The sequence below is a fragment of the Treponema primitia ZAS-1 genome (assembly GCF_000297095.1).
GTDB classification, from domain to species: domain Bacteria; phylum Spirochaetota; class Spirochaetia; order Treponematales; family Breznakiellaceae; genus Termitinema; species Termitinema primitia_A.
This window is the reverse complement of record NZ_AEEA01000156.1, coordinates 1-26700: the sequence shown is the minus strand read 5'-3', so window position 1 is coordinate 26700 and position 26700 is coordinate 1. Positions and strand designations below refer to the sequence as shown.

Below are 26700 nucleotides of genomic sequence, written 5' to 3'. Positions count from 1 at the left end.
CATCGTGACCTATTTTTTTGAAACCTACGGGTGTCAGATGAACAGCGCCGAATCGGCGGCCCTGGCTTTGGTGCTTAGGGAGCGGGGCTGGTCCGCGGTGGAAAACGGAGAAAGCGCCGATCTGACGATCCTTAATACCTGTTCGGTACGGCAGACTGCGGAACAGCGGGTGTTTGGCCGGCTGGCGCAGTACCAGTCCCTTAAAAAAAAGCGCCGGAGCCTGGGACAGCCGTTTACCCTGATCGTGGCGGGTTGTATGGCGGAACGCCTGGGGGAAGGTCTTAAGGAAAAGTTTGACGCGGTAGATTATGTGATGGGCACCGCATCCCGCTCGGTTTTCCCGGCAATCCTGGAAACCCTGGAAAAAGGGCAGGGCCCGGACCTTCGGTCTGATGATTCAATAACAGCAATACTGACCGGCGAAAAACCGCAGTTTTCCTTTTCGTCTTCCCACCTTGAGGAAGGCCGGTTTCGCAGTTTTGTTCCCATCATGCACGGCTGCAACAATTACTGTTCCTACTGTATCGTGCCCTATGTCCGCGGCCGGGAAATATCCCGCAGCCCCGCTTCTATCGCGGAGGAGATCCGCCTCCTCTCGGATCGGGGTGTCCGGGAAATTACCCTGCTGGGACAGAATGTCAATTCCTACCGCTTCGAGGATGGAGAGCGGGCGCCGGTGGACTTCCCGGCGCTTTTGGAACTGGTGGCCCACGAGACGGAAAGCAGCCCCATACGCTGGGTACGTTTTCTGTCGAGCCATCCCAAGGACCTCTCCTCCCAGGCTATCCGGGTTATGGCGGAACATCCGGTTTTTTGCCGTCACCTCCACCTCTGCGTACAGCATGGTTCCAACGCGGTGCTTAACGCCATGAACCGCCGCTATACCCGGGAGCGGTACCTGGAGTTGGTGGATGAAATCCGGCAGGCCATGCCGGACATCTCCCTTTCCACGGATTTTCTGGTGGGCTTCCCCGGGGAAACCGAGGAGGACCTGGAACTCACCCTTGACCTGATGGAGCGGGTAAAATTCCATTACGCCTATATGTACCACTACAATCCCCGGGAAGGGACTGCGGCCTACGATTTTCCGGGCCGGGTAGGGGAGGAGCTCAAGCGGAACCGGCTGGCCCGGGTTATCGCTTTGCAGAAGAAACATACCCAGGAACTGCTGAAACGGCGCGTCGGTTCCCGGGAAACTATATTAATTGAAGGAATTTCACGAAAAAATGCCGATGAATTAATAGGACGTACGGAGCGTGACGAAATGGTTGCGGTCCCTGGCACTACTTCGGCAATCGGCAGCTTTGCCCAGGTAAGCCTTTCGTCCCTGCGCGGTAATACCTTCCGTGCAAAGGAGTTATGCGAAACTCCGTTTCGCTTCGATTGAAATGTGCGGCAGTTGCCGCACTATAAAGGAGTTAATTTAATGCCCTGGCGACTTTTAGGACTGGTTCTTATTCTGGTGATTTTTCTTGCGTTTATCGGGTTGAACCTGGATAACCGTTGTATTATTTCCTTTGGATTTTGGGCGACCAAGGAACCGGTTCCCGTATTCCTGCCTATTTTTGCATCCTTTGTTTTTGGGCTGCTCTGTTCTATCCCCTTCGCGGTTTCCATAGGCTTTAAACGGTCCAAAAAAAATAAAGCCGGTAATTCCGGGGGCGTTCTCCCCGGTCAGTTCCCGGCTCCTGGAAAAAAGCGGGGCAAGGGCGATCCTTCCCCTGAAGATTTTCCCATCGGAGGTCCCTATGATATCGATTAATTCCCGTTTTTTGGTTCTCCCCGTACTTTTTCTGTTTTTGTGCGGAGCTGTCTCCGGTCAAAGCGCCGGTACGGGTCCTTCTCCCCTGGCAGCGGAAATCCGGAGCATTGAAGGAAAATTGAGGAGCCCCATCTCCGCTTCCGAACGGCGTGAAGCCTACATTAAGCTGGCCCAGCTGCAGCGGCTTTCGGGGAACGTGGACACAGCGGCCCAGGCCTGGCGCGAGGCTGCCCTGGCGGACCCGGCAAACCGGGACGACCGGTGTTTCCTGGAAAGCGCCCTTTGCTACCTGGCCCTGGGGGAATTTGACGCCGCCTCCGATGCCCTGCGGGGTATACTGAGCGGCGGCGGGGATACTACCGCTGCCCGGGATGCCCAATATCTCACCGCCCAGATTGAAGTTTTCCGCCATGGCGGTACCGATGGCAGTACCGCTTCCCTGTACGCCCTGCTGGAGAAGCCCGAATTTCAGGATTACCGGCCGGCCATTTACTATACCTTTTGGCGGCTCTTTGGTGATGCGGCCTATAAAGCACAGATACTGTCGGAATTTCCGGGCAGCCCCGAAGCCCGCATCCTGGAAAGTGAAGCGGCCATCGCCGCAGACAATACGGTTACTAACGCCCCGGTTTCCGTCCATAACCGGCCCCTCTGGTTCTTCTTCCCCGGCCGGGGAAACGTAGCTATCGGCGCCGCGGTCCCCACCCAGCCCGCAGCCTATCCCCCGGTTCAGTATCAGCCGCCCGCTCCTGCCTTATCCGCCGCAGCTCCCAGTACAGCCGTGGCGCCTGAAAGTACGGGCGGCCCCCGGGCCTTGCAGGCCGGCCTCTTTAGCCGGGAAGAAAACGCCCAGGCCATGGTATCCCGGCTTGCCTCCCGGGGCTTTACGGCGTCGGTCAGCCAAAAGCTGGTAAACGGTGTCACCTATTGGGCGGTAACCCTACCCCCTGGGGAAAATTCCAACCAGACCATTTTACGGCTGAAAGATGCGGGGTTTGAATCCTTCCCGGTATTTTAATATAACATTGCGGTTCCTCCTAAAAGCTGTCCGAAAGGGCAGTTTTTTTTATCCGGACTAATGCGTTTTATCGTATTGCCCCATAAAAGAGGGTGCAGGGGAAGTCCGGCCGTTGACCGGTAGACCCCAGCCCTGGTCCGCATTTCTCCGGTATGGTACACTAATCTTAATGGAGAGCGAGGCAAAATGGTGGGAACCGTATTTGAAGAAATCACCCTAAAAAATGAGGGAGACGAAATCAGAGTTGAGTGTGGAGTTATCAAGGAGCCGGAAATCCGTCAAATGACGGTACAGTGCGTGGTCGATACCGGCGCGCCGACCCTGATAATCAATGAAGCGGTACAGCAAGAACTGGGCCTGCGGACCGAGCACGTAAAGAAGTCCCGCATGGTGAATGGCGATCCGGTGGTCTGCAAGGTGGTCGAGACCGTACGGGTGTGTTGGAAAAACCGCTCCATGACTTGCGAACCCTGGGTGATTCCCGGCGCCGATATGCTGCTCCTCGGGGCAATCCCCCTGGAAGATATGGACCTTATGGTGGACCCGAAACGGCTGCAACTGGTTGGCGCCCACGGCGACGAACCGGTAGGGTTTATCTATTAAACGCGGGGCTCATTGACAGCGATTTGGCAAAAGGGTACGCTAGGAAAAACCAAAAGGAAGGACACCATGATAAAGGTAATCGCAGAGAATCGTATAAAACCGGAAAACGCAAAGGCCGCTGCTCCCCTGTTCAGAGAAATTATCGCCGCAACCCGGAAGGAAGAGGGGTGTATCGAATATCGGCTTTTTACGGATCCCAAAAATCCGGAGATTTATACCTTTATCGAGGAATGGGCCAGCCAGGCCGTCCTGGATAAACATATGGCCGCGGAACACTTCACCCGGATTATCCCCAAGATTGGGGAACTGAGTTCCAAGCCCCTGGCAGTACAGGTACTTGAGGAATTTAAATAACTGTTAAACGGCCTTTTCACACCCCCCTTGCAAATATCCCGGTAGGTAAAAGATACTGGACAGGTGCAGGCGACTAAACGGTTTTCCGCTCAATGTATTGAACAGCTCTGTTCTGAAATAGAAGACTCCCGGGGAAACGAGGTTTTTGCCCTTGGATACCTGGACGACCAGGGTCTGGTTTCCCGGCTCGTAATTCGGGCCCGGGGTAATAAAGATTCGGTGCTGGCCCTGCAGCATTGGTCCGGTGATGCAGGCCCTTCGGACGACTCATCTCATGCCCCCGACGTACTCATCCACAACCACCCAACGGGGTACCTGGTTCCCAGCGACGAGGACCTTGACATAGCAGGCCATGCGGCTGCGGATGGGACGGGGTTCTTCATCGTTGATAACCGGGTAAGCAAGGTCTATGTGGTAGCCGAACCGACCCGGCGGCGGAAGCGGGTTTTGCTGGATGCGGATACCATCTGCGCAGCCCTGGAAGAGGGCGGGTCCATTGCCCGGAAGCTGGAGTCCTATGAAAGCCGGCCCTCCCAGCTCGGTCTGATGCGGCTCATTATCCGGGGCTTTAACGAAGACAGCATGGTTGCCGCCGAAGCGGGGACCGGGGTGGGGAAGTCCTTTGCCTACCTCCTTCCGGCCATGCGCTACGCCCTGGAGAACGATGAACGGATCGTACTCTCCACCGCCACCATCAACCTCCAACAACAGCTCTACGAAAAGGATATACCCCTGGTAAACGGAACCCTGGAAAAATCGGGCCGGGGATCCGCAGTCAAGGCGGTGCTCATCAAAGGCCGGGGGAATTATCTCTGCCATCGCCGTCTGGGGGAGACGCTCAGGGAAACTGAACTTTTTGATGATGATAAGGACGACCTTGAGCGTATTACTGCGTGGGCGGAAACCACCGCCACCGGGAGCCGTTCCGACCTTTCCTTTTTACCCGCCGAAAGCCTCTGGTCCCGGGTCTGTTCCGAAGCGGACCTCTGCATGGGCCTCCGCTGTCCCGAGCGGGAACGCTGTTTCGTCCTCGCCCTTCGCAAGGAAGCTGCGGACGCCCGTATCCTGGTGGTGAACCACCATCTCCTCTTTGCGGATCTTGCCGCCCGGGCGGAAGGCGCGGGGTATGACTCCACCGTGGTACTTCCCCCCTATACCCGGGTGATCATGGACGAAGCCCATACCATGGAAAGCGCCGCCACATCCTTTTTTTCCAAAGAGTTTAGCCGCCTATCCTTGTACCGTCAGCTTGGCCGGCTCTACCGCCATCGCCGCGCTCAGCGCCTGGGCCTCCTGGTCCGGCTGGCCGCCCTGTCCCGCCAGGAGGATAAGCTCGACGACGGGGCGGAGGCCGTACAGTTTATCCGGGATACCGCCGACGCCCTGGACGAATCCGCCCTAAACTTCTGCCGGGCCGAGGGCAATTTTCGTCTTACCCCTGCTGACGAAAGCAGTATTGCTGCGGCCTTGACACCCTTGCTGTTGGAGCTGCGAAAAAAAATCTCCGCCCTGGCGGGGCTTATCCGGGATATGCTGGAAACTGTTCCCGAAGACAGCGCGGATGATCCCACGGTCTGGGAAATAAAGTCCATAACCCGGCGTCTTGAGGCTATCGGCTCGGTCTGCGGCTCCTTTATTGAATACCAGGAGCGCCCCGAGGAAGTTATGTGGATAGAACGTCACGCCGGGCGGGGAGCCGCCGCTAAATCCTCAGGAGCAGATTGGGCGGTCCTCACCGTTACCCCCATTGATGTGGCCCCCGCCTTACGGGAGGCGCTTTTTGAGCCCAACAAAACGGTTGTCTGCGTTTCCGCCACCCTCACGGTGGCTGAATCTTTCACTTATTGGATGAACCGATCCGGTCTCGGCTACACCGGAACTGCGGCCCCCTCCGACAAGGCGGTCCTTACGGGCCGGTTCCCCAGTCCTTTCCCTTATTCCCGGTCGGTACTCCTGGGGGTTCCCCGGGACGCACCCCTGCCCGACGATGCAAGTTACCGTACCTTTGTGGATCAGGCCGTAACCCAGCTGGCAGAAACCGCCGGAGGTTCCGCCCTTATCCTCTTTACCTCCTATGAGTCGCTGAAAAGCGCCTTTGCCGCCGCCGCTCCGGTCCTGGAAGAACAGGGCATACGGTGCCTTAAACAGGGGGACGATGACAGGAGCCGGCTCCTCCAAGCCTTTTTACAGGATCGGACCAGTGTACTCTTCGCCACCGACTCCTTCTGGGAGGGAGTGGACGCCCCGGGGGATACCCTCCGGCTGGTAATACTCTGCCGGCTCCCCTTCCGCGCCCCCAACGAGCCGGTCTTTAAGGCCCGCTGTGAAGCCCTTGAAAATCGCGGCAAAAGTTCCTTTATGGAACTATCCCTCCCGGAATCGGTGATGAAGTTCAAACAGGGATTTGGACGGCTCATGCGCCGTTCCAGCGACCACGGGGTCGTGGCGGTCCTGGATGGCAGGCTGCTCCACAAACGCTACGGGGAATTCTTCCTCCGTTCCCTGCCGGAGACCGGCCGGAGTTTCGGAGAATTTGAAAGCCTGCTCCGGGAAATGGAACGCTTTTTATTTTAGGGATTTATTCGCTGTCAAACACCGTTTTCCCCAGGGCGGAAGCGTCGGGTTTAATTTCTGAGCGGTATTTCTTCAGCGCGTTCTTTTCCCGCTCCAGTTCCTTGAATGTGTAGACCGTTTCACCCGCCGGACCTATGGTTACATCCGGAACCGCGTAGGATCCGATTTCCTTGATTACCCGGTCCTGGGCGGCGGCCATGTTTTTGGGGCGGCATTCTTCGGCTTTGGGGGCGATATCCGCAGGTCTAACCGCCAGCGGGGTGTCCCAGATTTGGCGGTAACCGCTTTTGCGCAGATTTTCCAGCTTGATGGTTTCGTTGGTTCCCTTCATTCCCAGGTAACGGAGGCCGGGGATGAGCCAGAAGAGGAGCGAGAAGACCAGGGGTACGACCCCAAGACCTATGCTTATCACCGCTAAGGGGTTGGCTGCTATCTGGGAAAAGAGGATGTAGGTGAATCCGTACAGGTAAGAGGCGGCGTCAAAATGGGCCTGGGTGACAATGGCCCCGGAGTTGAAAGCGTTAATGAGAAAGTAGCCGCCAAAAAGCAGGTTTACTGCGTTGATAACCCCAAACCAGCCGTTCATTTTTTTAGTGTTTGAGGAAAAAGAGAAGAGCCGCTTTATGGGGGCGGAAAAATCGTTAAAGGAACGGTCTTTTTTGTCCACCCGTAACAGCAGTTCGTCAAAGCGGTACACCACGGTTCCGTCGTCGCTTGCCTCCGGTAGACCGCCGAATTCGGCGCAGTAGCCGGTGATCCGTTCTTCAGCCTCGGCGGGGCTGTTGCCGGTGAGGGTCATGAACTCCGGCAGGGAAATGACCCCGCGGTTCGCCTGAATATAGGCGATCACCGCCTGCTTTTCCCGGCGTGGCCAGTCGGCGTTGGGGTCCCCGTCGCCAAATACAAAGGAAAAAATCGCCTTGTACAGGGGCCGGCCCTTGGGACGGGCCTGAACGGAACGGCCATACCCGTACCGGCGATCCATGGATTTGGTTAATTCGGAATAGAACCAGATGCGGATTATCATGTTAAAAATACTGGAGGCGAAGTACATACCCCCAATTCCCCCGCCGCTACGGTTGGAAGAACGGTTATTGGAGTTGGAAGCGGCCACGGAAATTACCAGGGACCCCAGGGCGATGACCATGAACAGGACAAAATAGCCCACCAGCATCACCATGATCCAGATCTTAAATACGAACTCCGCGGCGATTTTCAAAGCCTTACCGAATTTTTCCATGAAGCGGCTGAATCCCGCCTTAAAACCGCGGTATTTGCTGGTAAAACCCCGGGGAAAGGAGTAGAGGATCTCCCCGGATTCGGTTACCTGGAGGCGGGCGGAATACTCATCCGCTGCCCGGGGAACCAGTTCCCGGACCGTATTCAGGGGCAGTGCCGTCTTAGCCACAATATCGGCAACCGTAACGCCCCCTTGCTGCCGCTTGAAGGCTTCAGTTACCTTAGTATATGCTTCCCTGTCTTTAATCTGCCCCATGAACGTTCTTTATTTCTCCCCCAATGCATCTTTTTCCAGAATGGTAGCTAAGGTTATACTGCCAAAGAAATTATTGATCAATTCCGTTACATCCGCCCAGACCGAGTGGGTAAGGCACATCCCCAGCCTGCTGCAATCGTCGGTATGTTTATCGCAGGCGGTGAGGTTCAGTTCCTCCCCCGCGGCATCCAGGATTTTTTTAATGGTCAGCTGATCCAGAGGCTGGGCGAAATAGAACCCACCCCCCGGACCCCGGACCGACGATACGATTCCCGCCTTTCGGAGCTTAAAAAAGATCTGTTCGAGGAATACCGAGGAAATATTTTCCTGTTCTGAAAGAATATTGATAGATACCGGGGCTCCGTTTTTACCAATTTTTGCCAGCGCCAAGGACGCCCTGAGTGCATACCGGCCCCTAGTGGTTATTCTCATACGAAATTTCCCCTTTTCTTAATCCGTACTTTTGTAAATCCTAAGCTGCCGATAGATATACGTTGGATTCAATTTATCTGACTAACATAATAATGTATTATTATAAGAATGTAAAACAATTTTGGTGAAAAAGCGATAAAATATATAAAAAAGTATACGTTTTTTATGTATACACTGTTTTCCAATGGGCCCGTGAAGTCGGTGTGGTCCGTGGTTATTCCTAATTTGGAATTGCTCTGGCCCCGTTGACAGTTTTCCATCATTTATAGTATCCTAAAGAAATAATAATGGGGGTTTGCTGAAAATCCCCTATAAAAGCGCCATTTTTTGGCAAGGAGTAAAGCCATGGCTCAGGCCAGTAAAAACGCCCGTACTTCCAGTACTACCCAGAAATTCTTCTGTTCCTGTGGTGGGGAGATTAAAATGAAGACCCTTTTTGAAAGCGGCAAGTTCAAGAACATCGCAGAATGCGAAAAATGCAAGCGGACCGAACGGCGTCCTTCGGATTTTAAGTAAAATCGTATCAAAGATCGGTGTTTTCATCATTAAATGCCGGTTTAATTTTTGTATAGTGGGGGTTCCCGTTGGCAGGCAAAAGCAGTTCCGCAGAAAAGCGTCACCGGCAGAGTGAAGAGCGCCGTCTTCGTAATAAAGCGGTAAAGAGTTCCGTAAGGACCAGTGCGAAAAAATTCGTGGTTTTAGCCCAGAAAAAAGAGGCGGAAAACGCCGAAGCGGCTCTAAAAGACATGATTAAAAAATTAGATACCGCTTCTCGGAAGGGGATTATTAAGAAAAATGCCGCTTCCCGGAAAAAGTCCCGGATGCAGCGTCTCTTTAATTCTCTTAAAGCGGCCCAGTAAAGCGGGGGTTTTTCCTCGTTCAATGAGAGTATAATGGCGGGAAAAGCGGACCAAAAAGTAACCAAAGCCGATATTATCGATTCTGTATATGAAAAGACCGGAATGAGCCGGAAGGAAATCCGGACTGTGGTGGATCTTTTTATAGATGAGGTAAAAGATGCCCTGATAGAACAGATGGTCATCGAATTGCGGGGCTTTGGAACCTTCGAGGTCCGTATTCGTAAGGGTCGGCAGAAAGCCCGGAACCCAAAAACCGGAGAACCGGTTTCCGTTAATTCCCATGGAATTGCCGCTTTTCGTCCCGGCCGGGAATTAAAACAGGATGTCTGGAATATTGGCGATTCGGCGCCCGGTGGCAAAGAGCCATGAATACCCCTAAGGGTCCCGGGGGGTGGAGGGGTTTCCTTATCCACCTTGCGGTGATACTCCTTGGGGCCCTGTTGTTTGCCGCATCTTTTCCAAATCTTTTAACGGTAAATGGTATCTCTTTTTTAGGATGGATAGCCTTTGTCCCGGTTTTTTGGGTTATCCATCGGGTATCCCTGCCGGCTTCGGTTTTTTTCGGCGCCCTCTACGGGTATACCGCCTACGGTTTGTTCAACTACTGGCTTAGTGTGTTCCACCCTTTGGCGGGACTCATCGTGGGTTCCATTTATCTCTTTTATTTTGCCGTCCTTTTCCCCTTGCTTAAATTGGCGTCCATCCTTTTTCCCCGCAAGGGCTATATACTCCAGTGGCTCCTTTGGATCGTCTACGAATACCTGCGGACCCAGGGTTTTTTGGGTTACCCCTACGGCATTGCCGGGTACTCCCAGTGGCAGGTTTTGCCGGTGATCCAAATTGCCGGTATTTTTGGGGTATGGGGTGTTTCCGCCCTGGTGGTGTTCCCCTCGGCATATTTGGCCGCTGCCCTGAAGGACCGGCCGGTCCGGGCATTTCTAAACCGGGAATGGGCCGCAGGCTTGGTCTGGGTAATCGCCCTGACGGCCGCCCTGATCTATGGATTTGTATCCCCGGTGGATTATTCCGATGCCCCCAAGGCCCGTTTTGCCCTGATACAGCACAATACCGATCCCTGGCGGGGGGATATGAAGGACTACCGGGAAAACTATGAAATCCTGAAGCGTCTTTCCCTGGAAGCGCTGGCTTCGGATCCCAAACCGGATCTGGTGGTCTGGTCTGAAACTGCCTTTGTCCCCCGCATCTATTGGCATACGGTGTACCGGGATGACCGCCAATCCTGGGATCTGGTGAAGGAGCTCATAACCTTTCTGGAAACCCAGGATGTTCCCTATGTTATCGGAAACGATGACGGCCGGCTGGAGATGATGCCCAACGGTTCCTGGGACCGGGTGGACTACAATGCGGTGATGCTCTTTGAGGAGGGCCGGATTGCGCAGGTTTACCGGAAACAGCATCTGGTACCCTTTACGGAATATTTTCCCTACGAAAAGCAGCTCCCCTTGGTTTATAAGGCCCTGAAAGAGGCGGATACCCACTTTTGGAAAGAGGGGGAGGAGGCCACGGTCTTTGAGGCCCGGGGGGTGAAATTTTCAAGCCCCATTTGTTTTGAAGATATTTTTGGCTACCTTTCCCGGGACTTTGTCCGTAATGGGGCGGAGATTATCGTAAACCTCAGTAATGACGCCTGGTCAAAAAGCGTTCCCGCCCAGATGCAGCACCTGTCCATGGCGGTATTCCGGGCGGTAGAAAACCGCCGTTCCATGGTGCGGTCCACCGCTTCGGGCCAAACCTGCGCTGTCGATCCAAACGGCAGGGTGATCGCCATGGCGGAACCCTTTACACAGGCCTGGCTTAACGTGGAGGTTCCGGTAATCAAAACGGAAACCCCCTATACCCGCTGGGGCGATCTTTGGGCCAAACTCTTCACCGCCGCGGCGCTTATCATGTTGATCCTGGGAATAGGGCGGGGTATAATGAAAAGAGGAAGGAATCGATGAATACACGAAAAAAAATACTCATAGCCGATGATGATCCTCTGAATGTTGAATTCTTTGAGGTGATTCTTTCCAAACTTGGCTTTGATGTTGATAAAGCGGAAGACGGCGAGGCAGCCCTTGAAATGGTAAAACGGTTTCATCCGGATCTCATCATTTTAGACAATATTATGCCCAAAATGTCCGGTTGGGAGCTTACCAAGCTGCTCAAGGCCGATCCTAAGTATCAGGAAATACCGATTATTATGCTTTCCGCCCTGGATGATGTGAAAGACAAGGTTGAAGGTTTTGAGCTTGGCATAGACGATTATATTACCAAACCCTTTAATTTTTCCGAAGTTCTGGCCAGAATCAGGGCGGTACTTCGGAACCGGGAGCTCTTTGGCCAGATAGTGGTCCGGGAATCCCGTTTGAGCCAGGCGGAGGAGCTTAGCGCCGATATGAAGGCTTCTGTGGGGGCTTTTATTAAGAGCATGGATGATCTGGAGACCGCTATTGCCATGGTTACCCGGGAGGGGGAGCTCATTGATGAAAGTACCCTGCCCCGGCTCCTGGGGATTATAAAGGAAAAGACCGGCTCCGTGCGAAAGCATATTGCGGAGTTGGATGCCCGGATAGAGCGGACCCTTACCGAATGGGAGGATCTTAAGAAGCATGAAATCGGTATTAAGACCCTGGAAACCCGGATACAGCATTCTTTGCGGCAGGATTAGGGGAATATGGCAAAGACGGATAGTAAAAAGGGCGGCTCCCACACGGTGGTTTTAGGAAACCATACCAGTTTCAACGGGCTTCTCCGGTTTAAGGAGACCCTCTGTATCCAGGGAAAATTCAAGGGAACCATAGAAGCTTCGGGCGCCCTTATTGTGGATAAGGGGGCGGTGGTGGAGGCGGATCATATTACCGTAAGTTCCCTCACGGTCTATGGGACCGTGGTTGGGGCGGTTCATGCCATGGATAAGATCGATATGTTAAGCGGCGCCGAGGTCCGGGGCGACTGTACCGCCGCCCGGCTGCGTATTGCCGATGGGGTCCTCTTTGAAGGCCAGTGTAGTATGACCGCTTTGGATAAGGACGTGGAGATCTTCTCCCGTCCCACCGAAGAAATCAAGGCTGAATTGCAGAGAATGAATGGCTGAGTCCCCCGCAGAGACCCTTATAGAAACCCTGGCCGCAGCCTCCCTTACCCTGGCGGCAGCCGAATCCTGTACCGCCGGGCTGGTGGCGGATCTCATCGCCCGGGTTCCCGGGGCTTCCCGGGTTTTCTGGGGTTCCTTTGTTACCTATTCTGTGGATGCCAAGATAAAACTCCTGGGGGTAGATGCGGACACTATCCGCCGTTACGGAGCGGTAAGCCGGGAGACTGCGGCGGCCATGGCGGAGGGGGCTTTGGAAAAAAGCGGCGCCGGCGCGGCGGTATCGGTTACCGGTCTGGCCGGTCCGGACGGGGACGGTTCGGGGCAGCGTGTGGGTACGGTCTGGATAGGTACTGCCCGCAGGGGTTTTCCGGTGGAGGCCGTGGTTTATCACTATACCGGCGATCGGAGTGCTATCCGGAACGCCGCCGCGGCGGACGCAATCGCGGAGCTGCTTAAAAAATTGAATTGACCTTACCGTTATTAGTTTTTATATTTTCTATATTAGTACTAAGGAGTAATTGATGGAGTACCGTGCCATAGACCAGGATGAGGAAGAAGAAGAGAAGCAGGAAAAGGAAGAAGGGAAGGGGGTTGATCCCCTGATGAGCAGGATGCTCAAGACCCGGACCATCCTGCTTTCCGGTGAGATAAAAAAGGACCTGGCGGAACGGACCATCAGGCAGCTTTTGCTCCTGGAAGATATGGGGGATGATCCCATCCGTATTTTTATTGATTCCCCCGGAGGGGACGCCGATGCGGGTTATGCCATCTTTGATATGATCCGTTTTGTGAAGCCCCCGGTGTGGACCATCGGTATGGGCCTGGTGGCCAGCGCCGCGGCGATTATTCAGCTCGCCAGTCCCAAGGACCGGCGGGTGGGGCTGCCCAACAGCCATTACCTTATACATCAGCCGCTTTCGGGGATCCGGGGTGTGGCCACGGACATCGAAATCCACGCCCGGGAACTGGAAAAACTCCGGGAAAAGATCAACCGCCTTATTGCGGACGAAACCGGGGCGGCCTTTACCCAGGTGGAAAAGGATACGGATCGGGACTACTGGATGAATGCCGATGAGGCGGTTAAGTACGGCCTGATTTCCCGGGTTATCAGTTCCCGCAGCGAACTGACCGGGTCTGCAAACTGACCTGATAAACCGTGCCTTCCCAGATCCTGCATACCCTTTTTGGGGAAGACGTGATCGCCGGGATGTTCCGGGTTCTCTACCCTGAATTTGGGGTAGTTGCCAAAAGAGCCCGGGAAAAGGTTGAAAAGGATTACCATTTCTCCTTTGTCTTGGGCTGCCAGGGTCCGGATATTTTCTACCATAACCAGATGACCAAGCCTGTGGGTCTGGAATACGGAACCCTGCTGCATCGCCGCTTTTCCGGGACCTTTACTGCGGCCCTCCTGAAGCTGGGCTTGCCGGACCCGCCTGCCTCGCCGGAGGACATAGCAGCCCACCGCCCCGAAGGGGGTATCACCGCCCTAGGCGCCTATGCCCTGGGCTTCATGACCCACGCCATTCTGGATCGCGCCTGTCATCCCTATATTGTGTATAAGACCGTGAAGCTTAGCGGGGAACGGCGCGGGGTGGAGCGAAACATCCACGCCTTTTTTGAACGGGTTCTGGACGTGCTCATGCTGGAAGAACTCCGGGGCAAGCCCGCCGCATCCTGGGACCAGGACAGCCTGGCACAAATCTGCGAAGATCCACCGGGGGGCTTAAAGGAACTTCTGGCCAAGTCTCTCCGCCATGCCTTCCCCGAGCGGGCCCTTAAGGACCAAAAACTAAGCCAACGTATAGACAATACCTTCCGGGACTGCGCGGGATTTTACCGGTACACGGACCCCGGAAAAACGGCATTTCAGAGCCCATTGGCAAAACAAATACTGGAAGAGATGCCCCTGGTTTATATCTACCCCGAAGAATTACCCGACGATATTGATTACCTTAACAGGGAACACCGGGCCTGGTATTACCCGGCAGGGGATAGTCCCGCAGAAACCAGGTCCTTCCCGGAGATCTACGCCCAGGCTTTGGCTTTTGCCGTGGAAATTTTTACCCCCCTCATCGCCAAATACCTGGCGACCGGGGTTTTCCCCATAGTGGAGGCTGCCCGGAGCATAGGCAACGGCGGGCTTTCCATCCAGGATGCGGAGGGCAAGCCCTGTTCCCCAAGCCGTTCTGAACCGCTGCCCTTGGAATCGGTACTGGAACAACAACGGCGGCTGCGCGGGAAACTTCGTTGCACGGGGTTTAGAACTTAATAACCTTTGGCGCTCCGGTAAAGGTCGAGATGGTTGCCACCGCATCCTTGAGGTACAGCACCTGGGTATTGCCATCGTCCGGGGAATAGCGGTCCTTCAGGGTCGGATAAGCCTCCAGCATATGCACCTTCGCTTCCCGCCGGTCGTCTTCAATAGCCTTAGCCTGGATACGGATCCAACTGGCGCCGTCGAAGGCGCTGATTTCGATTTTGGGGTTTGCCTTGATCTGCTTTGAGACGTCCTTGCTTTTTCCGGTCTGGATATAGAGCTTACCCTCAAAAAGATCGATGGTACCGAAGGGGCGTACCCTGGGCTGATCACCCTCCAGGGTGGCCAGATAATAGGTGTTGGTTTTCTTTAAAAAATCGTACACTTCCTGCATAAAATGCCTCCAATGCTACTTTTCATAGCAATTTAGTAATAAACCATTTTGATACTATTTGCAACTTATACCCCCGCTTTTTCTACCAGTTCCGAAAGAAGCGGAATGAGCTGTTTCTTCCGGGAAACTACGTCCTTCATCACATAGATCCCCGTATCCTTTTGAGGGAAATTGATTAGGGTGGTAAAGGCTTTTTTCCCCGCCACAAAGAGCAGGGAATCCAGGATGGTAACATCCGTAACCAGGAGCGCGGCGAAAAGGTAGTTCCGGGAAAGGGCTATTTTTTCCAGTTCCCCCAGGATCTCCTCCCGCCGGGTAATCAGGTCGTCCGGCCGGTCGGTTTCAATCTGGCTTACCGAGAATTCCGCCCCCTGTTCGGCGTATTCCTTCATATCCATGGCAACCAGTTCATCCGCGGGCCGGGCGTTTATACGGTTCGCTTCGGTCTGGAGCTCCTGGCCCAGTTGGCTTATGTCCAAACCGGTGACCGAGGAGAGGTATTCCGCAGTATTTCTGTCCGTATCGGTTGTGGTGGCGGAGTGAAGGGTCAGGGTATCCGCCAGGATGCCGCAGAGCAGTATTGATGCGATTTCCTTTTCCATGGGGACATGGGCTTCCCGGTAGAGATTGGCGATAATGGTACAGGTGGCGCCCACCACTTTGTTAATAAAGGTGATGGGGTATTTGGTGGAAAGGTTCCCCAGCCGGTGGTGGTCTATCACTTCCTGAATGTGGTAGTGTTCAATCCCCTCAATAGCCTGGCTTGGCTCATTGTGATCCACCATGATCACCTCGATATTCGGTTCCTTGATCAGGTCCCCCTCAAAGATAAGCCCCGCCACCCGGCCATCGGCATCCCCCACCGGGAGGCACCGGGAAGGGGCCTTGGAAAGGGGTTCCCGGATTTTGCGGACCGGATCGTTAAGCCGGACCAGGGGTACCGTATCGTCACCCATGGCGCCCACCGGCGCTGAATAGATTATCAGCATCGCTGTGGAGGAGGTGTCGAAGGGGCTGGTTATCACCGATACCCCGTTTTTTTCCGCCAGGGCCGACAGTTCACGGTCCAGGGTATGTCCGCTGGTGAGGATCAGCGCCCGAACCTTCCGTTCGAGACAGAACTTCTGCAGATCCCAGCGATCCCCAAGGATTACCAGGGCATCGGCGGGGCTCGCCTCCTCAAGGTGCTGCTTGAAATATTCGTTATAGGAACCGGCCACCACAATGGGGGACTTTTTCACCTCCTGTGCGTTAAACACCGTGATGGGCTGGGCCCGGAGGGTACTGATCAAATGGTTGATGGACACGGGAAAATAGGACTTCTTATGGGGGTTGATGTGGGTGATGATGTAATTGGCAAAGCCCCGGTAGTGGAGCATACTTTTGTACATTCCCTGGGCATCAACAATGGGGATAACCCGCAGCGATTCTTTCTGCATCCGTTCCAGGGCATCCCAGAGGGCGACATCCTCGGAGATGGTTACCGGGGGGTCCGAAAGATAATAGGATGTTTTCGGGATTAGATCCGGGAGATGTTCCGGTACGGGTACTTTAAAGCGGTTAAAAATGTACTCTGTCTGGGGGCTAAGATTCCCCGCCCGGGCGGCAAAACAATTCTGCTGCCCCTGGGCCTGTTTAAGCCGGGCGTAAGCTGCGGCGGATACCACCGAATCCGTATCGGGGTTCCGGTGACCAATTATATAAATTTGTTTTTCCATTATGCCTTTACCTGTATAATTGTAATAGAATGGGGGGCAAAAAACACCCCTTCCTCTGTATTTTGCGGTAAATAACAATGATCTATGAGAAAATCTACGGCGTCCCAGGGCTGTTTGTCCTTCCCGGTCCGCCAGACCCGCCCCGAAAGGTTGATGATCCCCGCGGTGCGTCCCGACCGGCTTTCCAGGCGGAAAACATCCCGGCCTATGCGGACCGCCCCGTATTCGTCCCCTTCCAGCCGGTGGTACAGTTCCGCGATGCGCCTGGTCAGGGCTATATCGGCTTCGGTTAAGCTGTGGGGATTGTCTGAAAACATGATTTGCCCCGCCAGGAGAAAGTTTACCAGGGCGATTAGTTCCTTTTCGTTAACCGAAAGGTTACATTTACTGCTCCGCAGAAATATCACATCCGGGTCGTTGATATAGATAGTGCCGTTCATAAAGGAGCGGCCTATGGTGTCCATGAGGCTGACATATGCGGAAGGACGGCCCACGTGCCCCAGCAGTTTTACCAGGATCCAATCCCAGTTTCCCATGGTATCCGCCCCGATACGGGAGAGGGGGAAATGCCGGTAGGAGAGCCCCAGGGGGAGGCCGCAGCCAAGGTAGGCAGCGGGCAGCCCCGCAGCGTTACTGTTGCGGGCGGTGAGGACTGCACAGGCCCGGCGGTAGTGTTCATCCGGGCTGCCCTTATTAGCGAAGATCCCGGGGAAAAGGCCGGTGTAGAGAAAATCCAGTTTGATGTAGCGGAACCCCCATTCGTCCATGGCCCGGTCAATAAGGGTTTTAAGATAATCCAGTACATCATCACGGGAAATGTCCAGACAGTAATACTGATTATCCCAGAGGTGGTTGAACCCCGCCACCACCGGTTTATGCCGCGCCTCGTCCCGAAGGACCCATTCCGGTTTTTCCAAAAAAATACGGGATTGCCTTGTTACCAGGAACGGGGCCAGCCAGAGACCGGGGATATACCCCGCTTCCTCTATCCGTTTTGCAATCGGCGCCAGCCCCTGGGGGAAACGTTCCGGGTTTACCTCCCAGTCTCCCACCGCCTTTTCCCAGCCGTCGTCAATCTGGAACACCACCGGTTTCTGACGGTCCAGATAGCGCAGCTTGATGAGGTTATCGGTTTTGCCCAGGCTTTCGAGGTCCTGAAGTATGATTTTTTCGTTGATCGCCGTGTAGTGGTTGTACCAGGATTCGTAGCCCCCGGGTACCGCTCCCAGAAAATTGACGGTTTTGAAGGCATCATCCTGATGGTACAGTTTTTTCAGGATGTCCTTGAGGCTGAAAAATCCCCGGGCAAAGAAAACCGAAAGTTCCGCCGCAGTTTCCCCTTCCTTCCAGGTTTTGCCGGGACAGTAGACTTCAGCGCTGACCAGGGCTTTTTTCCGGTTTATCCTGAACGTTACCGGGGGCAGCCCATCCCCTTCGCCTGAGGCTATGCAGAGGTAGCGGTCTCCGGCGCGGAGGTACATGATAAAGTGGCCTATGAGCCAGTTCCTGCCCCTCCTGTTTGCCGGCGCCTTTGTATCCCCGGGACGGTTGGTGAGCTTGAGCAGCTCCGGGATAAGCCGGACCCGTTTGGGCAGGGCCTCCGTTCCCAAGAGTTCCCAGCCCGCAGACCAGGACTGCCAGCCGCCGCATTGGACCGCTATTCCGTCCCGGTCCGAAAAGGCTGCCCGATCCTCCCGGTCCAGGCCGGCAAGATCAAACAACTCCTCAAGGGACCACAGGTCGATCTCATTGGCATCCCCGGTTTCTTTTATACCATAGTGCAGCCGCTTCCCGCTTAAAAAATCGGGCGGAAGGGCGCTAATCGTCTTTTGTATATCCATGCTGTCCCTATAATTTTTGCTTATACTAGTTTACTATGTTACGCGGAGATTGGCAAACATAATGATTGAACTTATCGCATTCCTGGGGAATCCCGGGCAGGAATACGCCAATAACCGGCACAACGCCGGACGGCTCCTGGTGGAACTCCTGCCTTTTGCGGGTTCCCTGAACTGGCAGAAGAAATACAAGGGCCTTTATGCCGGTTTGGACCGGGCCGTTTTAGGGGGGGAGGGGCCTGCCCGGTTCCACTTTCTCATGCCCGAGACGTACATGAACCTCTCCGGGGAATCTGTCCAGACTGCGGCTGCCTTTTTCAAGATTCCCCCGGAAAGGATACTGGTGGTCCACGATGAGTTGGAAATACCCCTGGGAACCGCATCCTTCAAATTTTCCGGGGGGCTTGGTGGACACAACGGTCTGCGGTCCATGAAGACCTGCTTTGGCGTCCCCGATTTCTGGCGCCTCCGTATCGGCATAGGCAGGCCGAACCACGATAACATCTCCGGCTGGGTCCTTTCGGATTTCAGCGCCGCTGAAAAACCGGTACTGGACCAGGTTCTGGAAGCCGCCGCCGCCGCCCTGGTACGGGCGCTTTTGGAGGGGCCGGAGAAATTGCTGCCCGAATGGAATAAGAAGAGGATCTGCCCTTGATTTTTTCCGTAATTATAGACAAAACTAAGGTATGTCTAATCAAAATTTTGCCCAAACCGAAGCCTTTAAAGCCCTTTACGAAACCGTAGTCAAGCTCCGTGCGCCCGATGGCTGCCCCTGGGACCGGGAACAAAGTCCTACCACACTCCGGGGTGATTTGATAGAAGAGACCTACGAATGTATAGAGGCCATTGACGAAAAGGATCCCACCCATATTAAGGAAGAACTGGGGGATCTCTTTCTTCTGGTAACCATGCTTTCCTATATGCACGAGCAGGAAGGTCTTTTTTCCGTGGCCGACACCCTTAAGAGCATTACGGAAAAGCTGATCCGCCGGCACCCCCATGTATTCGGGGATGCAGGGGACCCTCGGTCCCAGGTTAAGGACAGTGCCGAGGTCTTGGAAAATTGGGCAAAGATTAAGGTGGAGCAGGAGGGCCGCAAACCCAAGGATTCCCTTCTGGACGAAGTATCCCGTGCCCTGCCGCCCCTGGACCGGGCCTGTAAACTTCAGAAGAAGGCCGCCAAGGCCGGTTTTGACTGGCCGGATATCAAAGGCGTCATGGGCAAGGTTGAGGAAGAACTGGGGGAAGTTGCCACCGCCATCGGGGAACTGGAGGCCATAAGCCTCCATGCCAAGGAGCTTCCCGAGAGAGTTAAGAACCAGAAAGAGGCCCTGGAGGGGGAGCTGGGGGATCTGCTCTTTTCTGTGGTGAACCTCTGCCGTTTTCTTAAGGTTGAACCCTCTGTGGCGCTGCAACGGACCAATACCAAATTTGTTACCCGGTTTACCCATGTGGAAAAACGAATGAAGGAAACCGGTCAGGAGATGAAGCCGGGAAATCTTGCCGCCATGGATAAATTCTGGGAAGAAGCTAAACTTTAAAACTGGCCGAAGTTCATCATCACCTGGTGCAGACGCTGTTCCAGTAATTTGAAGGAGAAGAACTTCCTGCCCAGCTCGTAGTTTTTGGAGGTCATCACATCCACGGCGCCGTCGCTGTTCAGGATGGCTTCCACGGTTTCAATGGTTTCGGGGGTTACGTAATTTTCCATCACCACCACATCGAAGTCCAGGGGTTCTATGTCCTGCTGGAAAATGGAATAACGGTTTACCAGTATAGGTTTTCTGAACCAGATGGCTTCCAGGAATGCGTTGCCGAACCCCTCATAGGTTGAGGGATAGGTTACAAAATCTGCGTTCAGGTAACAATCCCAGAGGCTGTATTTTTTCTTTCCCGGAGCTCCGTCCGGCTCCTCGGTGGTTCCCCGTTCGGCGCCGATGATGTCCGGCCGGACAATTACATCCACCCCCAGGATCTTTGCGTAATCCATGGTCCGCTCGTAATACTCTGAACCTTCATCCCGTTCCTGGTGGCTGATCAACAGTTTAGCTTTTTTACCCTTAAGCCGGTTCGCCAGCTCAATGGCGTGTTCAATTCCCTTACGGGCGACCATCCTGGTGGGCTGGAGGAGCAGGGTCTCGTCATCCGCTACCCCCAGGTCCTTCCGCAGGGTACGTCCGTAGTCGTCCAGCTTAGGAGGCTCCGTATCAAAGTCAAACACATTGGGAATGATGATAGAAGAAAGACCGCAGCGGTAGGAAAGCAGCTGACGTCCCTCGGAGTTGATCACCACATGGTTGATGGTGTGCAGCCGGGGAGGGAAGGACATGGCCAGGTAATCCTCTATACAGTTTACGGAAAAACGCTGCCGCTCCCAGGCAAAATCGTGGTGGTGGGCTATGGTGGGGATCCCGGTCTCGGCGATGTACTCCGTAAGGGCCAGCCCCAGGGGAATGTTCATGGGAATGGTCAGGGCGTTTTCTACGATTAGGAGATCGATGTTGAAGGATTCTACAAATTCGTAGATAGCCCGTTTTAGACGGAACCGGATAGCCTGGATTTCCCCGGTGAGCCCTTCGCCCCGGGTAACGGTGCCAAAGCAGCGTTCCTGTATATCCTCAATGATAGGGTGGCCGAAGAAGGCCTCATCCACCACCATGGATTTTGCAGGATCCCAGTCGGAGAGACCGGAAAAGAAATAACAGTCGTAACCCATTTTTTCAAGCACCTGACGCCACTTGCCGGTCTCCAGGGATACACCATCGGTGCCCTGAAAACGGGTTGAAACAAATCCGATACGGTGGATATTGGTCGATTTGGTCAGGTACATAATTTTACTCCCGGATCATTCAGAATGGGTTTGCAGTAACATTAACTGTACAAAGAAATTGATCTTTTTATACGCATCGGTTAAACGCTGACTCATCGGGGCCTTGGTGAAATATCCCAGCTCTTTCCAGTTGATGATCACCTCGGGAGGGCTCTTCTGGGAATCCCCTAAGAGGTTTTTCATAAATTTACCCACCACCACCAGGTTCTGGACTGCGGCTTTGATCAATTCCAGGGCTTGTTCGTCCAGTTCCGCTGCGACACTGTTAACATACCTGGCCTGGACCTTGTCCCGTTCCGCCCGGAGCAGGGCTGCCCTAAAACGGGTTCCGTGGGTACCGGTATCCGAAAGGGTTTCATCCAGCGCATCAATCTCTTCGGTGGTGTCGGTAATGGCGTGGACCGCATTGGACATTTCCAGGGAAAGGGCGTTGTTTACCCATTGCCCCCGGACGAGGAGTATATCGCAGAGTTCCTGCATTTCCTTCGTGATAAAATCCTGAATAAAAGCTACGAGGTAATTTAAGGGGGAGGCATAGTCAAAACCACCAAGTCCGATATCAATAATACTATCACTGATCTCTCTGTTGTAATATTGCAGTTTTGTTACCGACGGGGTACCGAACACGCCTATGGCCAGGGCTTCAATCTGGCTGTTCCGCTGTCTGGTCATGATACTGTCGATGACCCCGTTGACTTCGCTGCCCTTTGCTTCAAGCCATGTTTCCGCTAACTGTTCATCAATGGGTTCATGCTTTATCAGCCAGATGGGGTTTTTGGAGGCGTACTGTCCCATGAGCTCGATGATATTGGAATTCTTCAGCTCCCGCAGATTCATGAGCAGCATATTCCACACATTCAGGGGAATAAGTTCCTGGCCGTCCCGGGCAATTTTCATCACCGTCAGGGCGTTTTTCCAGTCATCCCCGGGCTCAAGGTTCTGGATCACCTCCCGGAATGCCGCCATTTCCTGGAGTACATCCACCGCCTTTGCCGGCTGAAACCGGGGTACATAACCGGTATTGCCTTCGGGCAGGCTGGTATCGAATCTCCGCAATATGGAAAGGAAGTCGTATTGGGCAAACTGTATAAGGGCGGTGTTCAGATTGTAACACCGGTTCATATTGGCAACCCGGCTGCCGTCAAAGGCCGCAAAAAGGGACGCCAGGTCTTCCTTAAGCTGCCGGCTTAGCTCCTGGGGTTCCAGCTTTTTAACCTTGTCCTGAACCACCTCGGGGCGGAGCTTCCGGATTATTTCCAGGTTCTCCTTGCTCATGAAGGCTTCCACCGTAATCTGCCGCATCCGGCTTATTTTTGAACTATTCTGCACAAAAGCGCAGGCGGGATACACTATTTTATATATTTCATAGATATAAGCGGCAAAGGAGGGATCTATCTCATCTGTTCTGACCCGGTAAAATCTTGCGTATTTATTTTGACCAATTTCCTTAACTACCTGCTTGAGCAGGGCCTTTTTATCCGAATCCGGCTCATCATTCCCGGAAATAAGGGAGAAAACCTTCCCAATAATATCATCTGGCATAACCGTACCTCGTGTATACTATGCGATATTGACGAGGTTTTTTCAATACCGCAAGATGTTAACTGAAAAAAAGCCCGGAACTACCGCTAGCGCAGCAATTCCGGGCTCTGTTGTCAGGACTTTATCTTAGAAAGGTCTATCCGCCAGGTACTTGTACTCTTTCCACACCCGTTCTGCGTGGGCTTTGGCCTTGGCAAGCAGGGCGTCGGCGCGGTCCGGGGAAGCGGCCTTGAGGCTCTTGAACCGGACTTCCTTGTACATAAAGTCTTCCAGGCTGGTGGTGGCTTCCTTGGAATCCAGCTGGAAGGGGTTCTTACCCTCCGCCTTAAGCCGGGGATCGTAACGGTACAGGGGCCAGAGTCCGCTGGTAACCGCCGCTTTCTGCTGCTCCAGACCCTTGCTCATGTCGATGCCGTGGTTGATACAGTGGGAGTAGGCGAGGATAAGGGAAGCTCCGGGATAGGATTCCGCTTCACGGAAGGCTTTGATGGTCTGGGCCATGTTGGCGCCCATGGAGATACGGGCCACGTACACATAGCCGTAGCTCATGGCCTGTGCGCCCAGGTCCTTTTTGGTAATATCCTTACCGCCGGCGGCGAACTTGGCGATGGCCCCTACCGGGGTTGCCTTGGACATCTGACCGCCGGTGTTGGAATACACTTCGGTATCCATACACAGGACGTTGACGTTCCGGTTGCTGGCAAGGACGTGGTCCAGGCCACCGTAACCGATGTCGTAGCCCCAGCCGTCACCACCGAGTATCCACACGGAGCGCTTGATAAAGTGATCCGCCAGGGATGCGAGTTGCTTGGCTATGGGTTTGGAATCGCCCTTTAACGCGGCTTTAAGCTGATCCACCAGTTTCCGCTGGTCGTCAATTTCTGCGTCCGTGCTCTGGGGGTTTGCAAGCAGCTTGTCCACAAGCGCCGCCTGGATACCCTCGGCTTTGGCTAGAACCGCCACTTCCTTGGCGAACTCGGCAAGCTTGTCGCTGGTAAGGCGCATACCCAAACCGAATTCCGCGGCGTCTTCAAAGAGGCTGTTTGACCAGGCCGGTCCGCGGCCTTCCGCGTTTTGGGCGTAGGGGGTGGTGGGGAGGTTCCCGCCATAGATGGAGGAACAGCCGGTTGCGTTGGCGATAACCGCCCGGTCGCCGTAGAGCTGGGAGAGGATCTTTACATAGGGGGTCTCACCGCAGCCGCCGCAGGCGCCGGAGAATTCAAAGAGGGGGCGCTTGTAGGCCAGGCCCTTGGGGGTACCCAGGTTGAGTTCCACAGCGGGAACTTCGGGCAGGCTGAGGAAATAATCCCAGGATGCGGCTTGTTCCGCGTGGTATACCGGGTTATCCGCATAGTTAATCCAGCTCAGGGCCTTCTTATTCGGGTCTTCCTTGGATTTTCCCGGGCAGACGTTGATGCAGACACCGCATTCCATACAATCTTCAGCGGAAATCTGGAGTACCGTCTTCTTGCCATCCACCGGTTTCGGTTTAATATCCGCCGTTTTAAAGCCCTTGGGGGCCTTGCCCACTTCGGCATCCGTGAGGTTCTTGAAGCGGATACAGGCGTGGGAACAAACCGCCGCGCACTGGCCGCACTGGATACAAAGGGAGGGATCCCAGCTGGGAACCCGCTCGGCAACCGCCCGTTTTTCGTACTGGGTGGTGGCGCTGGGGAAGGTACCGTCCGCAGGGATTTTACTCACCGGCAGCTTATCCCCTTCCTGGACCGATACGGCGCCCAGCACTTCCCGGATCCAAGCGTCCTTGGATGTGGCGAAGGGCTGCTTCATATGGAGCTTGCCGTCCGCAGCGCCGTGCTTTACTTCCTCAACCGCATTGAGGGAGGCGTCCACGGTGTCGTAGTTCTTCTGGACCACGTCGGCGCCCTTCTTTCCGTAGGATTTTTCGATGAATTTCTTCATATACTTGACCGCGTCAGCTTCGGGGAGTACCCCGGAAAGCTTGAAATAGGCGGCCTGCATGACCGTGTTGATGCGGTTCCCCATGCCGGTTTTCCGGGCGATATCCGCGGCGTTGATCACGTAGAATTTGACCTTCTTTTCCAGGATCCGCTTCTGGGCTTCCACGGGGATTTCCGCCCAAACTTCGGCGGCGCTGTAGGGGCTGTTGAGGAGGAAGGTACCGCCGTCCTTGATATTGGCCAGGAGGTCGAAGGTCTCCATATAGGAGAACTTATGACAGGCCAGGAAGTCCGCCTTGGTGATAAGGTAGGGTCGGCGAATGGCACTCTTGCCGAAGCGCAGGTGGGATACGGTGAAGCCACCGGACTTTTTGGAGTCGTAGGAGAAGTAGGCCTGGGCGGAAAGCTCCGGTTTGGCGTCCCCGATGATTTTGATGGAGTTTTTGTTGGCCCCCACGGTACCGTCGGCTCCTAAACCGTAGAACATGGCTTCGTTCATGCCTTCTTCGGTAAGGACGAAATGTTCGTCGAAGTCGATGCTCTGGCCCAGTACATCGTCGTTGATACCCACGATGAAGTTGGGGGTTTTCTTGCCAGAAAGGTTGTCGAAAACCGCCTTAACCATGGCGGGGGTGAATTCCTTGGAACCCAGGCCGTAGCGGCCGCCGATTACCAGGGGGTAATCCTTGAACTGGGCCTTTCCCGCAGCCTGAATTTCGCCGATAGCGGTACGCACATCTTCGTAGAGGGGCTCGCCCAGGGAGCCGGGCTCTTTGGTCCGGTCCAGGACTGCGATAGCCTTTACCGTTGCGGGCAGGGCCTTTACAAAGGCCGCAGCGTCAAAGGGCCGGTAGAGACGGACCTTCAGGACGCCGAGCTTTTCGCCTTTTTTGTTCAAATATTCTACCGTTTCTTCGCAGGTTTCCGCGCCGGAACCCATGATGATGATCACCTTGTCCGCATCCTTCGCGCCGAAATAGTCGTAGAGGTAGTACTGCCGGCCGGTAATCTTGGCGTATTTGTCCATTTCCGCCTGAACAATGGCGGGAACCTTGGTGTAATATTGGTTGACCCCTTCCCGGCCCTGGAAATAGGTATCGGGATTTTGGGCAGTACCCCGGATAACGGGCTTCTCCGGGGTCAGTCCCCGCTGGCGGTGCGCCCGGACCAGGTCGTCGTCGATCATTTGTTTTAGGGTGTCGAAGCTTACTTCTTCGACCTTCTGGAGTTCGTGGCTGGTACGGAACCCGTCAAAGAAGTGGAGGAAGGGGATCCGGGAACGGAGGGTTGCGGCATGGGAGATAACCGCTAAATCCGCCACTTCCTGAACACTGTTGGAGGAGAGCATGGCCCAGCCGGTCTGCCGGCAGGCCATTACGTCCTGGTGGTCGCCGAAAATGGAAAGGGAGCTGGTAGCCAGGGCCCGGGCGGCGATATGGAACACCGTGGAGGTGAGCTCCCCGGCGATCTTATACATATTGGGGATCATCAGCAGGAGCCCCTGGGAGGCGGTGAAGGTAGAAGAGAGGGCCCCGGTGGTCAGGGCGCCGTGGACCGCTCCGGCTGCTCCGGCTTCGGACTGCATTTCTACCACCTGGGGAATAGTCCCCCAGAGATTTTTCTTGCCCTGGGCAGAAAGCTCGTCGGAGACTTCCCCCATGGGGCTGGAGGGGGTAATCGGATAAATCGCAATTACTTCGCTTAGCGCGTGGGCCACCTGACCCGCCGCAGTGTTTCCATCAATCATAACCATGTGTTTTTCGGCCATTTTACTTCCTCATTAGAAATTGGGTTTCCTTATTGTAAATCGGGGAGAAGAAATATTCAATAGTAGTATAAAATAAGTTCAAATGAAGGGATGCAAAGAGGGAAGAACTTGGGGGGATGTGATAGGCGGTTTGGCAAAAACGGGCGGAGGGAGGGGCATCCCCGGCCGAGCATGCTTGTAGAGTCTGCTTCCGCAGCCCCGCTGCGCGGGTCTACTGCAGCAGGGAATTCCAAATA

General features: G+C 54.6%; 25 protein-coding genes. 17 read left to right on the top strand and 8 right to left on the bottom strand.

From position 1 onward, the window contains the following. Positions 1-4 precede the first annotated feature (4 nt). The 6 genes from miaB (at position 5) to TPRIMZ1_RS0116495 (ending at position 6311) form a co-directional block, all read left to right on the top strand. Positions 5-1387: a tRNA (N6-isopentenyl adenosine(37)-C2)-methylthiotransferase MiaB gene (miaB, locus tag TPRIMZ1_RS0116520; protein ID WP_010263233.1), complete on the top strand. Its 1383-nt coding sequence runs from the start codon at positions 5-7 to the stop codon at positions 1385-1387. Between the two features lie 39 nt (positions 1388-1426). Further along, the gene (locus tag TPRIMZ1_RS0116515; protein WP_010263230.1) at positions 1427-1762 is read left to right on the top strand and encodes a hypothetical protein; all 336 of its coding nucleotides are present in this window, start codon (positions 1427-1429) and stop codon (positions 1760-1762) included. Next, entirely contained in the window at positions 1749-2780 is a 1032-nt protein-coding gene (locus tag TPRIMZ1_RS0116510; protein ID WP_010263227.1) for an SPOR domain-containing protein, read from the top strand. Before TPRIMZ1_RS0116515 ends, TPRIMZ1_RS0116510 begins: the two co-directional genes overlap by 14 nt. 186 nt (positions 2781-2966) lie before the next feature. Continuing rightward, positions 2967-3383: an aspartyl protease family protein gene (locus tag TPRIMZ1_RS0116505; RefSeq protein WP_010263224.1), complete on the top strand. Its 417-nt coding sequence runs from the start codon at positions 2967-2969 to the stop codon at positions 3381-3383. 66 nt (positions 3384-3449) lie between these two features. Beyond that, complete coding sequence (locus TPRIMZ1_RS0116500) at positions 3450-3737, top strand: putative quinol monooxygenase (RefSeq protein WP_010263218.1); 288 nt, start codon at positions 3450-3452, stop codon at positions 3735-3737. A gap of 63 nt (positions 3738-3800) precedes the next feature. Next, a complete protein-coding gene (locus TPRIMZ1_RS0116495) occupies positions 3801-6311 on the top strand; it encodes an ATP-dependent DNA helicase (protein WP_010263216.1) in 2511 nt (836 codons plus the stop codon). A 4-nt stretch (positions 6312-6315) separates the two neighbouring features. Here TPRIMZ1_RS0116495 and TPRIMZ1_RS0116490 read toward each other — a convergent pair whose 3' ends face one another. Continuing rightward, the gene (locus TPRIMZ1_RS0116490) at positions 6316-7806 is read right to left on the bottom strand and encodes a hypothetical protein (RefSeq protein WP_010263213.1); all 1491 of its coding nucleotides are present in this window, start codon (positions 7804-7806) and stop codon (positions 6316-6318) included. Between the two features lie 9 nt (positions 7807-7815). Next, positions 7816-8238 (bottom strand): RrF2 family transcriptional regulator, encoded by a 423-nt coding sequence (locus tag TPRIMZ1_RS0116485; protein WP_010263209.1) that lies wholly within the window; start codon positions 8236-8238, stop codon positions 7816-7818. A 345-nt stretch (positions 8239-8583) separates the two neighbouring features. Between TPRIMZ1_RS0116485 and TPRIMZ1_RS20325 the strand changes: the two genes are divergently transcribed. From TPRIMZ1_RS20325 to TPRIMZ1_RS19415, 9 genes are all read left to right on the top strand, one after another. Further along, positions 8584-8754, top strand: a complete 171-nt coding sequence (locus tag TPRIMZ1_RS20325; RefSeq protein ID WP_010263199.1) for a hypothetical protein — start codon at positions 8584-8586, stop codon at positions 8752-8754. Between the two features lie 68 nt (positions 8755-8822). Then, positions 8823-9098, top strand: coding sequence for a 30S ribosomal protein S20 (rpsT, locus tag TPRIMZ1_RS0116470; RefSeq protein ID WP_010263195.1), 276 nt, complete (start codon positions 8823-8825; stop codon positions 9096-9098). A 33-nt stretch (positions 9099-9131) separates the two neighbouring features. Further along, positions 9132-9467, top strand: a complete 336-nt coding sequence (locus tag TPRIMZ1_RS0116465; RefSeq protein ID WP_010263191.1) for an HU family DNA-binding protein — start codon at positions 9132-9134, stop codon at positions 9465-9467. Next, entirely contained in the window at positions 9464-11059 is a 1596-nt protein-coding gene (gene lnt, locus TPRIMZ1_RS0116460) for an apolipoprotein N-acyltransferase (protein WP_010263187.1), read from the top strand. Before TPRIMZ1_RS0116465 ends, lnt begins: the two co-directional genes overlap by 4 nt. Next, positions 11056-11769, top strand: coding sequence for a response regulator transcription factor (locus tag TPRIMZ1_RS0116455; protein WP_010263182.1), 714 nt, complete (start codon positions 11056-11058; stop codon positions 11767-11769). The genes lnt and TPRIMZ1_RS0116455 overlap by 4 nt, the downstream gene beginning before the upstream one ends. A gap of 6 nt (positions 11770-11775) precedes the next feature. Continuing rightward, the gene (locus TPRIMZ1_RS0116450) at positions 11776-12195 is read left to right on the top strand and encodes a bactofilin family protein (RefSeq protein ID WP_010263178.1); all 420 of its coding nucleotides are present in this window, start codon (positions 11776-11778) and stop codon (positions 12193-12195) included. Next, positions 12188-12664: a CinA family protein gene (locus tag TPRIMZ1_RS0116445; protein WP_010263175.1), complete on the top strand. Its 477-nt coding sequence runs from the start codon at positions 12188-12190 to the stop codon at positions 12662-12664. Before TPRIMZ1_RS0116450 ends, TPRIMZ1_RS0116445 begins: the two co-directional genes overlap by 8 nt. A gap of 52 nt (positions 12665-12716) precedes the next feature. Beyond that, a complete protein-coding gene (locus TPRIMZ1_RS0116440; RefSeq protein WP_010263172.1) occupies positions 12717-13340 on the top strand; it encodes an ATP-dependent Clp protease proteolytic subunit in 624 nt (207 codons plus the stop codon). Between the two features lie 11 nt (positions 13341-13351). Further along, on the top strand, positions 13352-14464 hold the full coding sequence (locus TPRIMZ1_RS19415) for a zinc dependent phospholipase C family protein (protein ID WP_010263169.1): 1113 nt from the start codon (positions 13352-13354) through the stop codon (positions 14462-14464). On the opposite strand, the gene TPRIMZ1_RS0116420 is transcribed toward TPRIMZ1_RS19415, so the two are convergent. The 3 genes from TPRIMZ1_RS0116420 to TPRIMZ1_RS0116410 form a co-directional block, all read right to left on the bottom strand. Next, positions 14454-14846: a pyridoxamine 5'-phosphate oxidase family protein gene (locus tag TPRIMZ1_RS0116420; RefSeq protein WP_010263166.1), complete on the bottom strand. Its 393-nt coding sequence runs from the start codon at positions 14844-14846 to the stop codon at positions 14454-14456. The genes TPRIMZ1_RS19415 and TPRIMZ1_RS0116420 overlap by 11 nt on opposite strands. Positions 14847-14911: 65 nt before the next feature. Continuing rightward, complete coding sequence (locus TPRIMZ1_RS0116415) at positions 14912-16564, bottom strand: putative manganese-dependent inorganic diphosphatase (RefSeq protein WP_010263163.1); 1653 nt, start codon at positions 16562-16564, stop codon at positions 14912-14914. Continuing rightward, the gene (locus TPRIMZ1_RS0116410; RefSeq protein WP_010263159.1) at positions 16564-18405 is read right to left on the bottom strand and encodes a glycoside hydrolase family 36 protein; all 1842 of its coding nucleotides are present in this window, start codon (positions 18403-18405) and stop codon (positions 16564-16566) included. The genes TPRIMZ1_RS0116415 and TPRIMZ1_RS0116410 overlap by 1 nt, the downstream gene beginning before the upstream one ends. Before the next feature lie 61 nt (positions 18406-18466). Here TPRIMZ1_RS0116410 and pth point away from each other — a divergent pair, with 61 nt between their 5' ends. After that, entirely contained in the window at positions 18467-19057 is a 591-nt protein-coding gene (pth, locus tag TPRIMZ1_RS0116405) for an aminoacyl-tRNA hydrolase (protein WP_010263156.1), read from the top strand. A gap of 31 nt (positions 19058-19088) precedes the next feature. Beyond that, the gene (gene mazG, locus TPRIMZ1_RS0116400; RefSeq protein WP_010263152.1) at positions 19089-19943 is read left to right on the top strand and encodes a nucleoside triphosphate pyrophosphohydrolase; all 855 of its coding nucleotides are present in this window, start codon (positions 19089-19091) and stop codon (positions 19941-19943) included. Here mazG and TPRIMZ1_RS0116395 read toward each other — a convergent pair. The 3 genes from TPRIMZ1_RS0116395 to nifJ form a co-directional block, all read right to left on the bottom strand. After that, the gene (locus tag TPRIMZ1_RS0116395; RefSeq protein ID WP_010263148.1) at positions 19940-21232 is read right to left on the bottom strand and encodes a glycosyltransferase family 4 protein; all 1293 of its coding nucleotides are present in this window, start codon (positions 21230-21232) and stop codon (positions 19940-19942) included. The two genes, mazG and TPRIMZ1_RS0116395, sit on opposite strands and share 4 nt — an antisense overlap. A gap of 15 nt (positions 21233-21247) precedes the next feature. After that, positions 21248-22774 (bottom strand): DUF5312 family protein, encoded by a 1527-nt coding sequence (locus TPRIMZ1_RS0116390; protein WP_010263145.1) that lies wholly within the window; start codon positions 22772-22774, stop codon positions 21248-21250. Between the two features lie 126 nt (positions 22775-22900). After that, positions 22901-26464, bottom strand: coding sequence for a pyruvate:ferredoxin (flavodoxin) oxidoreductase (nifJ, locus tag TPRIMZ1_RS0116385; RefSeq protein ID WP_010263142.1), 3564 nt, complete (start codon positions 26462-26464; stop codon positions 22901-22903). Positions 26465-26700 lie beyond the last annotated feature (236 nt).

Excerpts from the sequence above, each read along its gene's own strand:
- TPRIMZ1_RS0116515 (WP_010263230.1), top strand. The coding sequence starts at position 1,427 with ATGCCCTGGCGACTTTTAGGACTGGTTCTTATTCTGGTGATTTTTCTT.
- TPRIMZ1_RS0116510 (WP_010263227.1), top strand. The coding sequence starts at position 1,749 with ATGATATCGATTAATTCCCGTTTTTTGGTTCTCCCCGTACTTTTTCTG.
- TPRIMZ1_RS0116505 (WP_010263224.1), top strand. The coding sequence starts at position 2,967 with ATGGTGGGAACCGTATTTGAAGAAATCACCCTAAAAAATGAGGGAGAC.
- TPRIMZ1_RS0116500 (WP_010263218.1), top strand. The coding sequence starts at position 3,450 with ATGATAAAGGTAATCGCAGAGAATCGTATAAAACCGGAAAACGCAAAG.
- TPRIMZ1_RS0116490 (WP_010263213.1), bottom strand. The coding sequence starts at position 7,806 with ATGGGGCAGATTAAAGACAGGGAAGCATATACTAAGGTAACTGAAGCC.
- TPRIMZ1_RS0116485 (WP_010263209.1), bottom strand. The coding sequence starts at position 8,238 with ATGAGAATAACCACTAGGGGCCGGTATGCACTCAGGGCGTCCTTGGCG.
- TPRIMZ1_RS20325 (WP_010263199.1), top strand. The coding sequence starts at position 8,584 with ATGGCTCAGGCCAGTAAAAACGCCCGTACTTCCAGTACTACCCAGAAA.
- TPRIMZ1_RS0116465 (WP_010263191.1), top strand. The coding sequence starts at position 9,132 with ATGGCGGGAAAAGCGGACCAAAAAGTAACCAAAGCCGATATTATCGAT.
- lnt (WP_010263187.1), top strand. The coding sequence starts at position 9,464 with ATGAATACCCCTAAGGGTCCCGGGGGGTGGAGGGGTTTCCTTATCCAC.
- TPRIMZ1_RS0116455 (WP_010263182.1), top strand. The coding sequence starts at position 11,056 with ATGAATACACGAAAAAAAATACTCATAGCCGATGATGATCCTCTGAAT.
- TPRIMZ1_RS0116450 (WP_010263178.1), top strand. The coding sequence starts at position 11,776 with ATGGCAAAGACGGATAGTAAAAAGGGCGGCTCCCACACGGTGGTTTTA.
- TPRIMZ1_RS0116445 (WP_010263175.1), top strand. The coding sequence starts at position 12,188 with ATGGCTGAGTCCCCCGCAGAGACCCTTATAGAAACCCTGGCCGCAGCC.
- TPRIMZ1_RS0116440 (WP_010263172.1), top strand. The coding sequence starts at position 12,717 with ATGGAGTACCGTGCCATAGACCAGGATGAGGAAGAAGAAGAGAAGCAG.
- TPRIMZ1_RS0116420 (WP_010263166.1), bottom strand. The coding sequence starts at position 14,846 with ATGCAGGAAGTGTACGATTTTTTAAAGAAAACCAACACCTATTATCTG.
- TPRIMZ1_RS0116415 (WP_010263163.1), bottom strand. The coding sequence starts at position 16,564 with ATGGAAAAACAAATTTATATAATTGGTCACCGGAACCCCGATACGGAT.
- TPRIMZ1_RS0116410 (WP_010263159.1), bottom strand. The coding sequence starts at position 18,405 with ATGGATATACAAAAGACGATTAGCGCCCTTCCGCCCGATTTTTTAAGC.
- pth (WP_010263156.1), top strand. The coding sequence starts at position 18,467 with ATGATTGAACTTATCGCATTCCTGGGGAATCCCGGGCAGGAATACGCC.
- mazG (WP_010263152.1), top strand. The coding sequence starts at position 19,089 with ATGTCTAATCAAAATTTTGCCCAAACCGAAGCCTTTAAAGCCCTTTAC.
- TPRIMZ1_RS0116395 (WP_010263148.1), bottom strand. The coding sequence starts at position 21,232 with ATGTACCTGACCAAATCGACCAATATCCACCGTATCGGATTTGTTTCA.
- TPRIMZ1_RS0116390 (WP_010263145.1), bottom strand. The coding sequence starts at position 22,774 with ATGCCAGATGATATTATTGGGAAGGTTTTCTCCCTTATTTCCGGGAAT.
- nifJ (WP_010263142.1), bottom strand. The coding sequence starts at position 26,464 with ATGGCCGAAAAACACATGGTTATGATTGATGGAAACACTGCGGCGGGT.